This window comes from Caballeronia sp. ATUFL_M2_KS44 (assembly GCF_023630965.1).
Classification (GTDB): domain Bacteria; phylum Pseudomonadota; class Gammaproteobacteria; order Burkholderiales; family Burkholderiaceae; genus Caballeronia; species Caballeronia concitans.
Genome location: NZ_JALQEA010000010.1, coordinates 88,315 through 102,250, shown reverse-complemented (window position 1 = coordinate 102,250; position 13,936 = coordinate 88,315). Strand labels below are relative to the sequence as shown.

At 64.1% G+C, this 13,936-nt stretch carries 12 protein-coding genes; 6 read left to right on the top strand and 6 right to left on the bottom strand.

All coding sequences use genetic code 11. The annotated features are described in order from the left end of the window. Positions 1 to 142: 142 nt before the first annotated feature. The 3 genes from NCR39_RS07065 to NCR39_RS07055 form a co-directional block, all read right to left on the bottom strand. Positions 143 to 1,432, bottom strand: a complete 1,290-nt coding sequence (locus NCR39_RS07065; RefSeq protein ID WP_250451550.1) for an RNA polymerase sigma factor — start codon at positions 1,430 to 1,432, stop codon at positions 143 to 145. Further along, complete coding sequence (locus NCR39_RS07060; protein ID WP_250451549.1) at positions 1,429 to 1,827, bottom strand: VOC family protein; 399 nt, start codon at positions 1,825 to 1,827, stop codon at positions 1,429 to 1,431. Before NCR39_RS07060 ends, NCR39_RS07065 begins: the two co-directional genes overlap by 4 nt. Positions 1,828 to 1,906: 79 nt before the next feature. Next, positions 1,907 to 2,260 (bottom strand): YciI family protein, encoded by a 354-nt coding sequence (locus tag NCR39_RS07055; protein ID WP_250451548.1) that lies wholly within the window; start codon positions 2,258 to 2,260, stop codon positions 1,907 to 1,909. A gap of 308 nt (positions 2,261 to 2,568) precedes the next feature. Between NCR39_RS07055 and NCR39_RS07050 the strand changes: the two genes are divergently transcribed. Both NCR39_RS07050 and NCR39_RS07045 read left to right on the top strand, forming a co-directional pair. Continuing rightward, positions 2,569 to 4,443 carry a hypothetical protein gene (locus tag NCR39_RS07050; protein ID WP_250451547.1) on the top strand — a complete coding sequence of 625 codons (1,875 nt, stop codon included), beginning with the start codon at positions 2,569 to 2,571 and terminating at the stop codon, positions 4,441 to 4,443. A gap of 277 nt (positions 4,444 to 4,720) precedes the next feature. Beyond that, positions 4,721 to 5,056 carry a DUF2917 domain-containing protein gene (locus NCR39_RS07045; RefSeq protein WP_250451546.1) on the top strand — a complete coding sequence of 112 codons (336 nt, stop codon included), beginning with the start codon at positions 4,721 to 4,723 and terminating at the stop codon, positions 5,054 to 5,056. Positions 5,057 to 5,068: 12 nt separating this feature from the next. Here the strand turns inward: NCR39_RS07045 and NCR39_RS07040 are convergent, their stop codons facing one another. Next, positions 5,069 to 6,655: a tannase/feruloyl esterase family alpha/beta hydrolase gene (locus NCR39_RS07040; protein WP_250451559.1), complete on the bottom strand. Its 1,587-nt coding sequence runs from the start codon at positions 6,653 to 6,655 to the stop codon at positions 5,069 to 5,071. Positions 6,656 to 6,885: 230 nt separating this feature from the next. After that, complete coding sequence (locus NCR39_RS07035) at positions 6,886 to 7,746, bottom strand: LysR family transcriptional regulator (RefSeq protein WP_250451545.1); 861 nt, start codon at positions 7,744 to 7,746, stop codon at positions 6,886 to 6,888. 130 nt (positions 7,747 to 7,876) lie between these two features. Here NCR39_RS07035 and NCR39_RS07030 point away from each other — a divergent pair, with 130 nt between their 5' ends. Together NCR39_RS07030 and NCR39_RS07025 are read left to right on the top strand one after the other, a co-directional pair. Continuing rightward, positions 7,877 to 9,262: a DHA2 family efflux MFS transporter permease subunit gene (locus NCR39_RS07030; RefSeq protein WP_250451544.1), complete on the top strand. Its 1,386-nt coding sequence runs from the start codon at positions 7,877 to 7,879 to the stop codon at positions 9,260 to 9,262. A gap of 95 nt (positions 9,263 to 9,357) precedes the next feature. Continuing rightward, positions 9,358 to 10,353, top strand: a complete 996-nt coding sequence (locus tag NCR39_RS07025; protein ID WP_250451543.1) for an aldo/keto reductase — start codon at positions 9,358 to 9,360, stop codon at positions 10,351 to 10,353. Between the two features lie 15 nt (positions 10,354 to 10,368). On the opposite strand, the gene rarD is transcribed toward NCR39_RS07025, so the two are convergent. Then, a complete protein-coding gene (gene rarD / locus NCR39_RS07020) occupies positions 10,369 to 11,244 on the bottom strand; it encodes an EamA family transporter RarD (RefSeq protein ID WP_040048475.1) in 876 nt (291 codons plus the stop codon). Between the two features lie 176 nt (positions 11,245 to 11,420). Between rarD and NCR39_RS07015 the strand changes: the two genes are divergently transcribed. Beyond that, the gene (locus NCR39_RS07015) at positions 11,421 to 12,485 is read left to right on the top strand and encodes an AI-2E family transporter (protein ID WP_250451542.1); all 1,065 of its coding nucleotides are present in this window, start codon (positions 11,421 to 11,423) and stop codon (positions 12,483 to 12,485) included. 67 nt (positions 12,486 to 12,552) lie between these two features. Next, a protein-coding gene (locus NCR39_RS07010) for an IS3 family transposase (RefSeq protein WP_250451541.1) occupies positions 12,553 to 13,916 on the top strand; the annotation gives its coding sequence in 2 pieces (ribosomal slippage) (positions 12,553 to 13,015 and positions 13,015 to 13,916; 1,365 coding nt in all). Positions 13,917 to 13,936: the final 20 nt, after the last annotated feature.

Here is a 13,936-nt window from a genome sequence, read left to right as displayed (position 1 = left end):
CTGAACGATCCGCTGCCAGCTTGCCACCGAGTCAAAACCCGACATCTGTAAATAGCCAGAACACGACATTAGGATATGGCCGCTACATACTAAAAATGCGCTAATTTATCTTATGTCAAATTATGAGCGCGCATGCAGACGATCACCCCAACTCCCCAGCACGCCCCAACAAAAACTCCCGCTCCCTCGCATTCCTCGCTAATTCCGCCGCCCGAAGAAACTCCTCGCGCGCCTCATCCTTGCGCCCGACGCGCGCCAGCAAATCCGCGCGCACGCCCGGCAACCAGTGATAGTTTCGCAGCGCATTTTCATCGCGCAGCCGATCGACGATATCCAGCGCCGCCTGCGGCCCGAACGCCATGCTCACCGCCACGGCCCGGTTAAGCGCGACGACCGGCGTCGGTGCAACCTCCATCAGCACGTCGTAGATTGCGACGATCATCCGCCAGTCGGTATCCGCGGCGGTCGGCGCGCGCGCGTGACATGCCGCGAGCGCCGCCTGCAGCGCATAGACGCCACGCGCACCGCCCAGCGATTCGGCCCGCTTCAACGCGGCCAGCCCGCGCTGGATCAGAAGCGGATCCCATCGGCTGCGATCCTGATCCGGCAGCAGCACCGGACGTCCGTCGGCATCGACGCGCGCCTTCATCCGCGAGGCCTGTATCTCCATCAACGCGACGAGCCCATGCACTTCGCTGTCCTCGGGCGTCAGTTCGGCGAGGATGCGGCCGAGCCGCAGCGCGTCGTCGCATAGCGCGGGACGCATCCAGTCGGCGCCGGCGGTCGCGGAATAGCCTTCGTTGAAAATCAGGTAGACGACTTCGAGCACCGACGCGAGCCGCGCCGCGCGTTCATCGGCCTTGGGCGCTTCGAACGCGACGCGAGCCGCCGACAACGTCCGCTTCGCACGCACGATGCGCTGCGCGATCGTCGGTTCCGGCACGAGAAACGCGCGCGCGATTTCGTCCGTCGTGAGGCCGCCGAGCAGCCGCAAAGTCAACGCGACGCGCGCGTCCAGCGACAGCACCGGATGGCACGCCGTGAACACGAGCCGAAGCAGATCGTCGCCGATATCGTCTTCGCGCGCGGCATCGAGGGCATCGACGAAATCGGGGGTGATGTGCCTCTCCTGCGCGTCCAGATCGCGGCCCAATTCCTCGTGCTTGCGCGCGTGCAGCGCGTGCTGCCGCAGACGGTCCAGCGCCTTGTTCTTCGCGGTCGTCATGAGCCACGCTCCCGGCTTGTCCGGCACGCCCTCGCGGCTCCAGTGCTCGAGCGCCGCGACGAACGCGTCCTGCGCCAGCTCTTCCGCCAGCGCGACGTCGCGCACCACGCGCGCCACGCTCGCGATCACCTTCGCGGCCTCGATGCGCCACACCGCGTCGATGGTCCGCCGCGTCGCGGCTTCGCGGTCGTCGAAGGCTGCGCTCACGCGGCTTCCGGCGCCATGTGCACGAGTTCCCAGATGTGGCCGTCCAGGTCCTCGAACGCATGGCCGTACATGAAGCCATGATCCTGCGGCGGACGCGGCGCGCGCCCGCCCGCGGCGATCGCCTTCGCGACGAGATCGTCCACTTCCGCCCTGCTCTCGCACGACAGGCACACGAGCGTCTGGACCTGCGTGTGCGCGTCGATCAGCGTCTTGTCGGTGAAGGTCTGGAAAAACGGCGTGGTCAGCAGCATCGCGAAGATGTTTTCGCCGATGACGAGACACGCGGCATCGTCATTCGTGAACGCGGGATCGAAGCCGAGACCGAGCGCCTTGAAGAACGTCATCGATTGCTTGAGATCGTGTACCGGCAGATTCACGAAGATTTGCTTGTGCATGGTGCGATTCCTTCTCTTTTAGGTTTCTTTGCAGTTTCTTCGATGACGACGTTCGGCGCGCGCCCGAATCGACGCCGCATCACAAATAACACGGCCCGACCTTGCGGACTTCGACCGTGCACCACGCCGCGGCCGGACATTCGGCGGCGATCGCGACGGCTTCGGCGTGCGTCTCGCAGTCGAGCAGAAAGAAGCCGCCGATCATTTCCTTGGCTTCGGCAAACGGTCCGTCGATGATTCGCGCGTTGCCATCGGCACGCGACACACGCGACGCATCCCTCAGCGACGTCAGCGATTCGCACGCGCGCAACACGCCGCGCGCGGTCAATGCATCGGCGAATTCCCCCATCTGCCGATACGCCTCGCGCCCTTCTTCCGGCGATCGCGCCGCGCGCTGTTCGACCGGTTCGACGATGAGCAACAGAAAAGCCACGGCGGTCTCCTTTCGAGGTGTTGGTGCGCCCCAAGTTAAACCGTCGCGGCGCGCACGGCAATCCGGAAAAATTCGTATGACAATAATGGTCATTTGTCGGACGTTACATTGCGTTACGCGACGTTGCGTGCAAGTTACGGAAATCGTATGTAGTATCTGCCCGAAATCGTCTGATCGCCCGCTGCCCGGCAGGAAAAAATGACCGGGTCCACCGGATTCCGTCGTTTCTCGTGCTGCGATTTCTGCTACTTCCCGCCGTTTCCCGATGCGAATCTCCTGAATGCGTCGTTAGTTGACCTAATCGAACAATGAAGAAAAACCCGTTTCTGCTTTCCACGCTCGTCCTTGCGCTCGCCGGTTGCGGCGGTGGCGCCGACGATTCCTTCACGCCCGCTTCCGTCGTCGACGCGGCGGCCCGACCCGCGCTGACATGCGCGTCGCCCGTGACGGCGGCGGCGTCGGGCGGCAGCGGACAGATCACCGTCGATACCCCGAGCACCGATGGTTCCCGCATGTATCCCGCCGGCACGAAGTTCCAGGTCGCGGTGACCACGCGCCCCGGCAGCGCCGATACGCTCAAATGGAGCATCGCCGATGCGCTCGGCAAGACGGTCGCGAGCGGCAGCTTCGCCGCGCCCGCCGCCGCCACGAAAACCACCCTCACCTGTTCGTCGACGATCGCCGGTTACTTCGCCGTCTCCGCCACGTTCGTCAATCACGGCGGCCAGGTGCAGACAGCGGGCACGCGCCCGAACGGCATCGCCACGTTCGGCGTGCTGCCGAATCTCGGCAGCGTCATTCCGGCCGTCACGTATGCGAAACAGGAGCAGCATCGCTTCGGCATGCAGGGCTTCAACGACAACGGCACGATGCTCGCCGCGCTCGGCATTTCGTCCACCATCGACGATCGCCAGATGTCGGTCATGGAGCCGAACGGCCGCAACACGTTCAACCCGGCCGCGAACAATCTCGATCCGTTCTATACGTCGGGCAAGGTCATGCGCCTCGTGCGTCTCGACGGCATTCCCGGCTGGGCGAGCGCGCACGGCCTGAGCCCGGATTACGGCTATCTGCCGAGCGATCCGTCGTATTTCGCGGATTATCTGTCGCGCGTCGGCCAGGAAACGGAAGCGATCCGCGCGCGCTATTACCCGACGATGTCCGCGAACTACTATCAGGTCACGTGGGAGCCGTACATTCTGTGGAAGGACACGGACGCGAACTTCGTCGCGCTGTACAAGGCGGCGTATCAAGGGCTGCATTCGAAGGATCCGCACGCGGTCGTGATGGGACCGGCCGAGCCGTTCCCGTCGCTCACGACGGATCGCCTGAAGCGCCTCGCGCCGCTCGGACTCGCGCATTATCTCGACGGCATCGCGACGCACGGTTATTACGATGCGGGCACGTCGCCGTCGCATCCGCCGGAGCGCCATCACACCGACGCGAACGCCGCCGATGCCGCCAACTCGCTGCTCAACGAAATGCGTAATCTGCGCGCGGAAATGGCGAAGGACTACAAGCCGAACATGAAGCTGTTCGTCACGGAGACGGGCATCAGCTACGACATCGGCTCGAATTACGGTCCGAACTATCCGACGCCGAACGTGCTGTTCGCGCAAGGCGCGGTCGTCGCGCGCACGCACATCATCCTGCTCGGCGAAGGCGCGGACCAGACCTACGTGTTCTTCGGCCCGGACTTCCCCGGCGAGCCGGGTTACGGCACGTTCTTCGATCTCGATCATCCGCAAGCTGCGTTCGGCACGACGAACATCAGCCCGAAGCCGGCCGCGATGGCCGTCGCCGCGATGACGCGCGTGCTCGACGGCACGACCACGCTCGGCCCGGTGAACAACCTGCCGTCCGGCGTGTATGCGTATGCGTTCCAGCAGCGCGGCAACGGCAAGGTCATCACCGCGCTGTGGACGCACAATAACGCGGTTTGGCCGGCATCGAGCGGTGCGTTCAGCGCGACGTACAGCACGCCGTACAAGCTCAATGTCGATGCAGCCGGCACGAGCGGCACCGTGCAACTCATCGACGCGATGGGCAACGTATCGAGCGCGCCGTACACGAACGGTGTCGTCACGCTCACGTTGACGGAATCGCCGCAATACGTCGTGTCGGTGAATGCGGATGTCGCGAAGAAGAACGCGACGAAGCCGCTGGGCTATACCGGCGCATAACGCAACGTCGCGTCGAGGCGAACGGCATCTCGTTATTGACAACGCTGTTCGTTCGCCTCGATACTGCACGACATGCACGCAGCCCTTCTCCTCGCCATCGCCGCGAATAAAAACCCAATGAACGCCATGTATGGCGGGTCATCGGGAGAGCGTGTGCGCTAGCGAAGAGAGAAGCAAAGCTGGCAGAATCGATTCCGAAGGCCCCGCCGCAAGACGGGGCCTTTTGTTTTGATGCGTGCGTGGCCCTCCGTCTTCGGCTCACATCATGGAGAGCAGGATGGAAGAGCTGTCGAAAGTGGAATGCCGCGGCGCGCGCGTGGTCGTGTATTTCGAAGTGGCCGCGCGCCGGACCGTGTCATGGCGTGTATCGCGCGATGCGGAGTTGCGCATCGGGAAGGCATCGGTGTGGCTCACGCGTCATCGCGATCCCTACGACTACTGGATGCAGCCCGGCGACGTGCTGCGTCTCGTGCGCGGCGAACGCGTGTGGCTGTCGTCGGACTGCGATCACGCGGTCGAAGTCTCGGTGACGTCGTATCGCAAGGCGCGGGAGCGGCCCGCGTGGACGCGCATGTTCGCGCGCTTCTTCCCGCGCTCCGTCAATGCGATATGAAATGGCCGGCGCTCATGGCGCGACGCATCGAAAGCTCGTGGCGAGATTGACGTTGCCTTTGCCGACGTAACGCGGATAGCCCGGATACCGGCAGATGGGCCGCGTGCGTCCGTTGGTGGCGGGCGCGATGTCGCTGCCGATGAGCGTTTCGGGCGCGACGCCGTTCGTCACCCAGTCGTCGAGCGCGCCGAGTTCGTCCCATGCGGGAATGAACACGCCGTTGCCGTGCTGGAAGCCCGGCACCATGTAAAGCCGCATGAACGAATCGACGGTGTCCTGCCCGTAATGCTCGATCAATCCGCGATAAAACGCGATCGTCTGGTTCGGGCTGATGACTTCGTCGGCGAGGCCGTGCATGGCGACGAGCTTGCCGCCGTGCGCGATGAACGCGGAGAAATCCGGGTTCATCGCGCCGACGGTGTACGAGAGCGTGATGAGCCGCTGCCGGAAATGCGCGGGATTGTCGATGTCGAACGCGAGCGCGTTGAAGTTCGGATCGCGCGTGACGAAGTGGCGGATGTACGCGTCGCCCTGAGCGAAGAGATAGCCGTTCGCCGCGAAAGTCGGCGGCGTGACGAGCGTGGGCGAATCGCCGAGGCCGAGCATGCCCGTGAAATCGACGCCCTGGAACACGTTGTAGCCGGGGTAATCTTCGACGCCGTACGCGAGCGGGTAAGGCATCGACAAACCGTCGCGCAGCAGTTCGAGCGTGTCGAGCTGCGCATCGGAGAGGCAACTGTCGCGCAGGGACGGACGCTGCCCGTTCGCGCATCGCAGCGACGCGACGATCTGCGGCTCCAGCTTGCGGCACGCCTCCACGTTCCCGACGATGCCGTCCGCGAGACCGTCGAGCCGGTCGCATTCGTGCATGACGGTGTCGAACACGCGCCGCTGCTGCGCGATCCCGACGAAGCCGCCCGGTTTCGCATACGACGCCTGCCCGACTTTCACGCCGAAGAGCCGCACGCCCGAAAAGTTGATCGCGGGCGCGTTGGCGATCACGCCGTCGTAATCGTTCGGAAAGCGTTCGATGACGGTGAAACCTTCGCGGCCGCCCGTCGAGCCGCCCGCGAAATACGTCTTGTCAGGCATGCGCCCGTAGCCCATCTGGATGAGCGCGAGCGCCACGTCACGCGTTTTCTTGAGATGCGCGAAGCCGAAATTGACGATGGCTTCGTCGTTCACCGCGAAGTCCGCGCGTCCCGAATTGCCGACGTGGCCCGAATCCGAGCCGAATGTCGCGTAGCCGCGCGCGAGCGGCGTCGAGTCGGGCGCGAACGGCATCGGCTGCGTACCGGAAACGAGCACGCCGTTGTAGCCGCCGCCGCCCATCTGCAGCGCGCGGCCGTTCCATCGGCTCGGCAGGTTCACTTCGAAGCGAATGTCGGGCGTGGTGTCCTGCAGCGCCTTGATGATGCCCGTGATGCGGCAATATTCGCCGTTGCGATTGCCCGGCGCCACGGCCTTCACCACCGACGCCGTCGCGATCAGCGCGCCGCGCGTCGGCAAGCCGATGACCGATGCGGGCACCGTCTTGCCGGCGAGATCGTCGCAATGCTTCGTGACGTAGGCGGCCGCGTGCGCGTTCGCGAGCGGCATCAGCGCGGCGAGCGCGATCAGAAGCGCGCGGCACGCGAAGGGCAACCGGCGCCAGGCATCGGACGATAGGAAACGGCGTATGGGGAACACGGGTTGGACTGGATACTTCGATGGCCGCTCAATATATAAGAAGCGATCGGCGATAGCCATTCGGAGCCGCCGTCCGGCGTTGCAGCGGCACAACCGGGCGTGAGCAGACGGCATGCCGCGCCGCGCGCGCGTCGTTTGCGTTATTCGCCGTCCCATTCGCCGCGCAGGTCGCTGTCCTGCAGAAGTTGCAGCAGCGTTTCGGCGGGCCGGCTCAAATGCTTCGCCCCGAACGCGATGAACTCCACTTCCGGCAATTCCGGCAAATCCGCGCGATTCTCAGGCGGCGCGAGTCCGCGTCCCGCCAGGAAATGCGAGCGCACCGTGAGCCCGAGGCCGCCGCGCGCCGCCGCGATACAGCCCGCGTGACTGCTGCTCGTGCAGACCATCTGCCAGCGCGCGCCGCTCATGGCGAGCGAATCGAGCACGACGGCGCGCGTGACGCTCGGCTCCGCGACGAGAATGAGCGGCAGCGGCAGGCTCGTGTCGACGACGGTGCCCGGCTTCGCGAGCCATTCCAGCCGCCCGCTGAAAAGCCGCGTGCCGCGCGCATCGCCGAGTCTTCGCTTGCCGACCGCGAGATCCAGTTCGCCGGAATCGACCAGTTGATAAAGCCGCCCCGTCATCCCGATGGTGATTTCCAGTTCCACGTCCGGATGCGTGTCGCGAAACGCGGCGAGCACGCTCGGCAGCGGCCCGAGCGCGAGATCGTCGGACGAGCCGAGGCGCACGCGTCCGCGCAGCTTGCGCGAACTGAACTGCGACTCGGCATGCGACATCGCTTCGAGAATCACGCGGGCGTGGACGAGCATGGCTTCGCCGTCGGCGGTGAGCGCGAGCGAATGCGTGTCGCGCACGAGCAGCCGCCGGCCGACGCTCTCTTCCAGGCGTCGAATATGCTCGGAGACGCTCGACTGCCGCAGCCCGAGCTGCCGCCCCGCGTCCGTGAAACTGTGCGACGCGGCCACCGTCGCGAAGGTGTTCAGCCAGATCGGATTGAGCATGCGGCATTGTGATCGGCGTTGCCGATCGCAGTCAATGCGGTTAGCGGGCTTCCCGATAACGCGTGGCGTCATTAGAATTTCATCATGCGTGCTGGAACCGGTATCAGCGGCGCTCTCACCATTGGATTTCATGACCAGACAGTCTTCGCACACGGCGCTTTTGTGGATCGTCGCCGTGGGCTTTTTCATGCAGGCGCTCGATACGACGATCGTCAACACGGCGCTGCCTTCCATCGCGCGCGACCTGCACGCCGCGCCGCTCGCGATGCAGGCGATCGTCGTCGCCTACACGCTGACGATGGCGCTGCTCACGCCCGCCTCCGGCTGGCTCGCGGACCGCTTCGGCACGCGGCTCGTGTATCTCGTGTCCATCAGCCTGTTCGTCATCGGATCGCTGACCTGCGCGATGGCGCATTCGCTCGACCAGCTCGTCTGGGCGCGCGTGCTGCAAGGCGTCGGCGGGTCGATGCTGCTGCCCATCGGCCGGCTCGCGATTCTGCGCGCCGTCAGCGGCGAAGCGTACGTCTCCGCGCTCGCGATGATCTCCGTCGCCGGACAGGTCGGCCCCATTCTCGGCCCGACGCTCGGCGGCTGGTTCGTGCAGTCGTTCACATGGCACTGGATCTTTCTGATCAATGTGCCGATCGGCGCGGTCGGACTGTATGCGGTGCATCGCTTCCTGCCGAACGACACGGCGCACGATGCGCCGCCCTTCGACTTCATCGGCTGCGGATTGCTGTCGCTGTGCATGGTGTCGTTTTCGCTCGCGCTCGATTCTCCCGTCGAGACGCATCGCGGCGCGGTGTCGGCGGCGCTCTTCGCCGTGGCCGCCGTTTCCGCGTTCGCCTATGTGCCGTATGCGCGGCATCGGCGCAATCCGCTCTTTCATCTCGCGCTCTTTCGCGAGCCGAATTTCAGCGTGGGACTCGTCGGCAATCTGCTGTGCCGCATCGGGTCGAGCGCCGTGCCGTTCCTGTTGCCGCTCATGATGCAGCTCGAACTCGGCTACAGCCCGCTGCACTCCGGCATGATGATGCTGCCCATCGCGATTGCCGGCACGCTCTCGAAGCGCTGGATCGCGCGGCTCGTCAGCCGTTATGGCTACGACAACTTCCTGCTCGTGAACACGGCGCTCGTCGGCGCGGCGATCGTCGCGTTCGCGGCGTTCTCGCCGTCGTTGCCGCTCGCCGTCGAGATCGCGATTCTCGTGTTGTTCGGCGCATGCAATTCGATGCAGTTCGCCGCGATGAACAGCGTCACGCTCAAAGGCTTGTCCAGCAAGGACGCGGGCAGCGGCAACAGCCTCTTCTCGATGGTGCAGATGCTCGCCATCGGCCTTGGCGTGTCGATCGGCGGATTGCTCGTGCAAGTGTTCGAAGGACAGTTCGGCTCGGCGTCCGTCGGTTTCCGGCTGAGCTTCGTGTGCATGGGCGTGGTGACGCTGCTGTCGGGCGTCGTGTTCCGCCGGCTGGATTCCGCGCCGCGCGCGGCCGCGCAGGCATCGGCGGCGCGTTAGCCCTTAATCGACCGCGTTAGACCGCTTCGGCAGGCGCGCGGCATCGGCGCTATTCTGCCGGGTATCGTCGGCCCTTCCCTCTCTGGAGCGCAACCGTGCAATACCGCAAATTCGGCAGCACCGGCTTAACCGTATCGCGTCTCACGCTCGGCACCATGACCTTCGGCCTGCAAACGGACGAAAACGTCTCGCGCGCCATCATGGACCGCGCGAGCGATGCGGGCGTCAATTTCATCGATACCGCCGACGTCTATCCGCTCGGCGGCACGCACGACATCGTCGGGCGCACGGAGGAAATCGTCGGGCGCTGGCTCGCGGGCAAGCGCGACCGTTTCATTCTCGCGACGAAGGCCGTCGGCGTGATGGGGCCGCTCGCGTGGAACAAGGGCGCGTCGCGCAAGCATCTGCTCGACGCGATCGATGCATCGCTCAAGCGGCTGAATACCGATTACGTCGATCTGTATCAGCTTCACATGGACGACCGCGACACGCCGCTCGACGAGACGCTCGAAGCACTCGATGTCATCGTGCGGCACGGCAAGGCGCGCTATATCGGCGTGTCGAATTTTCTGGCGTACCGGCTCGCGCGTGCGCTCGGCCGCGCGGACGTATTGCGCACCGCGCGCTTCGTTTCCGTGCAGCCGCGCTACAACCTGCTGTTCCGGCAGATCGAGCGCGAGCTGCTGCCGCTCGCCTCCGAGGAAGGACTCGCCGTCATTCCGTACAACCCGCTCGCGGGCGGCTTGCTGACGGGCAAGCATCGTCACGACGCCGCGCCTTCCGATGGCCGCTTCACCGCGACGGTCGGCAAGGCGGGCGAGATGTATCAGGAGCGCTACTGGCACGAGCGCGAGTTCCAGACCATCGAAAAGCTGAAGGCAACCGTCGCGCCGACCGGACGATCGCTCGCGAGCACGTCGCTCGCTTGGGTGCTGGAGAATCCGGCGGTGACGTCGGCGATCATCGGTGCGAGCCGGCCCGAGCAACTCGACGACACGCTCGCCGCCGTCGATCAGCCGCTCGATCCCGAGATCAAGGCGAAGCTCGACGATCTGACGGTCGAATATCGCTGGGGCGACGCCCAGCGCTAAATTCGCGGGTTGCGTTCAGGCTCGCGCGTAGCGCGCCCGGTAGATGCCTTCGAGCGAATACAGCGCGAGCGCGGCCCAGATCGCGCCGTAGCCGATCAACTGGTCGTGCCCGAACGCCTCGCGATACAGCACCACGCCGATCAAAAGTTGCAGCGTCGGCGTGATGTACTGGATGAGTCCGAGCATCGAAAGCGGAATGCGGCGCGCGCCGGCCGCGAACAGGAGCAGCGGCACGGCGGTGACGGGCCCCGCCGCGGCGAGCAGCAGCTTCACGCCAATCGACGCATGCGCAAATCCGCTTCCGCCATGCGTATTCAGCAAGAAGAGATAGAGCAGCGCGACCGGGCACAGCAGCATGGTTTCGAGCGTGAGGCCTTCGAGCGCGCCGAGCGTCGCGGTCTTGCGCAAGAGGCCGTAGCCGCCGAACGTGAGCGCGAGCGCGAAGCTGATCCACGGCGGCGCGCCGTTGGCCCACGTGAGCCACACGACGCCCAGCGCCGCGACGATCACCGCGATCCACTGCACCGGCCGCAAGCGCTCGTGCAGGAACGCCATGCCGAACAGCACGTTGACGAGCGGATTGATGAAGTAGCCGAGACTCGCCTCGACGATGCGTCCGTCGTTCACCGCCCAGATGTAGATGCCCCAGTTCGCCGACAGCAGCACCGCGCTCGCCGCGAAGCGCGCGAGCAGGCGCTTGTCGCGCAACACCGGCCCGAGCCATTGCCATTGACGCCGCACCGTCAGCACGACGAGCAGAAAGAGCATCGACCACGCCATGCGGTGCGACAGCATTTCGACCGCGCCGATCGAATGGAGCGTTTTGAAATAGATCGGAAAAAGGCCCCAGATGGCAAAGGCCAGGAATGCGTAGACGACGCCTGGATTCATGTTCGATACTTTTGCGCAGTAAGGCTTCGAAGGAATCCGGAAGCCGTTTGCAAGAAATGGAAGCAGAATTTTAGTCGACGCCGCCGCGTTTTCCGCCGTTCGCGCGAACGTCAGGCGAGATTCGTGCTCCAAGGCACAGCATGAAAGCGCTTCGATAGCTCAACCCGCATTCGCTAATGAACCAAAATCAGCCGTCCGTACACACACAGTTCTTCCACATCCTGCTGTTCGTCGTGACCGTCGCGCTCGGATGGGTGTTGCTGCCGTTTTTCGGCGCGATCTTCTGGGGCGCGATTCTCGCCCTGCTCTTTCAGCCGATGCAGCGCTGGCTCAGCGTCCGCTTCGGCAAGCGACGCAACCTCGCCGCGCTGACGACGCTCGCCGCCGCGATTCTCATCGTGATCATTCCGGTGTCGGTCGTCGCGGTCACGCTCGTGCAGGAAGTCGCGCTCGTCTATACGCGCATCAAGAGCGGCGATCTGAACTTCGGGCTGTATTTCCAGCACATGCTGCATGCGTTGCCCGTGTCCGCGCAGCAGATGCTCGGGCGATACGGCCTCGACGACATTCCCGGCATCCAGCGCAAGCTGATGGAAGGCGCGTCGCAGATCAGCCAGTTCGCGGCGGCGCAGGCGCTGTTGATCGGCCAGAACACGTTCCAGTTCGTTGTCAGCTTCGGCGTGATGCTTTACCTCGTGTTTTTCCTGTTGCGCGACGGCGGCGAGATCGGCCGGCGCATCCGGCGCGCGATTCCGCTCGATCCCGCGCCGAAGCAGCATCTGATCGCGAAGTTCACGACGGTCGTGCGCGCCACGGTCAAGGGCAACATCGCGGTCGCGGCCGTGCAGGGTTTTCTCGGCGGGCTGATCTTCTGGATACTCGGCATCAACGGATCGCTGCTGTGGGGCGTGCTGATGGCGTTTCTCTCGCTGTTGCCCGCCGTGGGCGCGGCGATCGTGTGGGTGCCCGCCGCCGTCTACTTCTTCATGACGGGCGAGATATGGCGCGGCGTCGTGCTGGTGCTGTTCTGCGTCGTCGTGATCGGACTCGTGGACAACGTGCTGCGGCCGGTTCTCGTCGGCAAGGACACGAGGATGCCCGACTGGGTCGTGCTTATTTCCACGCTCGGCGGCATGGCGCTCTTCGGCATCAACGGCTTCGTGATCGGCCCGCTGGTCGCGGCGCTCTTCATGGCGAGCTGGGATATCTTCACGCAGGACGAGGAAGGCAAGAGCTTATAAAAAAACGGCTCCTTCGTGAACTGCACCCCAAAAGTTGGACAGCGATCCAACCTTTGGGGTGTTTTTCATGGCGAAGTACAGCAGGCAGTTGAAACTGAAATTGGTGAGGCAGTATCTTGCCGGGGTTGCGGGCACGGGCATGCTTGCCCAGCAGCATGGAGTAGCACGCACCTCGTTGTGTCGATGGATAGCGGCGTATGAACGGCATGGCGTTCAGGGATTGCGCAAGAAACACAGCGGCTATGACGCGCAGTTCAAGATGTCTGTGCTGAGCCACATGTGGCAGCAAAACCTGTCGCAGCAGCAGGTGGCCGCTATGTTCGACATTCGCTCGCCGGGCCACATCGCGAAGTGGGAACGCCAGTATCATGCGGGTGGTATTGACGCTCTGGCGCCTCGCCCAAGAGGGCGCCGCAAAACAATGACCTGCCCCGATCACGAAAAGCCCGTCGAAGAAAATGTGCCCGATGAACGCACCCGCGAGCAGTTGCTCAAGGAAAACGAGTACCTGCGCGCGGAGGTGGCGTACTTAAACAAGCTCGATGCCCTGCTTCAGGCGAAGAAGCAGGCCGCGCAAAAGAAAAAACGCAAATAGTGCAGATGCTCAGGAGTCAGCATCCGATGGCGGCTCTGCTCAAGGCGGCCGGTCTGGCGCGCAGCACGTTCTACTACCAGGTGAAGGTGCTGGCGAGTGGCGATCGTCATTCGGAACTCAAGACCCGGATCAGGACGGTGTATGAGTACCACAAGGGCCGCTACGGTTATCGGCGCATCACGGCGGCGATCCGGCAGTCGGGCCAGATCGTGAATCACAAGACGGTGCAGCGCCTGATGGGGCAACTGAAGCTGAAATCGCTGATACGTGCGAAGAAATACCGTTCCTGGCGCGGCGAGGTCGGCCGCATCGCGCCGAACCTGCTGAACCGGGAGTTCAGCGCGCAGCAGCCGAACCAGAAGTGGGTCACGGACGTGACGGAGTTCAATGTGCTCGGGCGGAAGCTGTATCTGTCGCCGGTCATGGACCTGTATAACGGCGAGATCGTGGCCTATCAGATGAGCGAGCGGCCGATATTTGAACTGGTGCATACCATGCTGAAAAAAGCGCTGGCAAGGCTCGGACGCGATGAACGGCCGCTGCTGCATTCCGACCAGGGCTGGCAGTATCAGATGGCGGCCTGGCGACGGCTGCTGGCACAGCGCGGACTCACCCAGAGCATGTCACGAAGGGCAAACTGCCACGACAACGCCGCGATGGAGGGCTTCTTCGGCATACTCAAGTCGGAGTTCTTCCGCCTGAACCGGTTCGAGAGCATCGATGCACTGAAGGCCGGCATCAAACAGTACATCCACTACTACAACCACGAACGCATCAAGCTGAAATTGAAAGGGCTGAGTCCCGTGATGTACAGGACTCAGCCCTCAACGGCCTAGCCGAACAAACTGTCTAACTT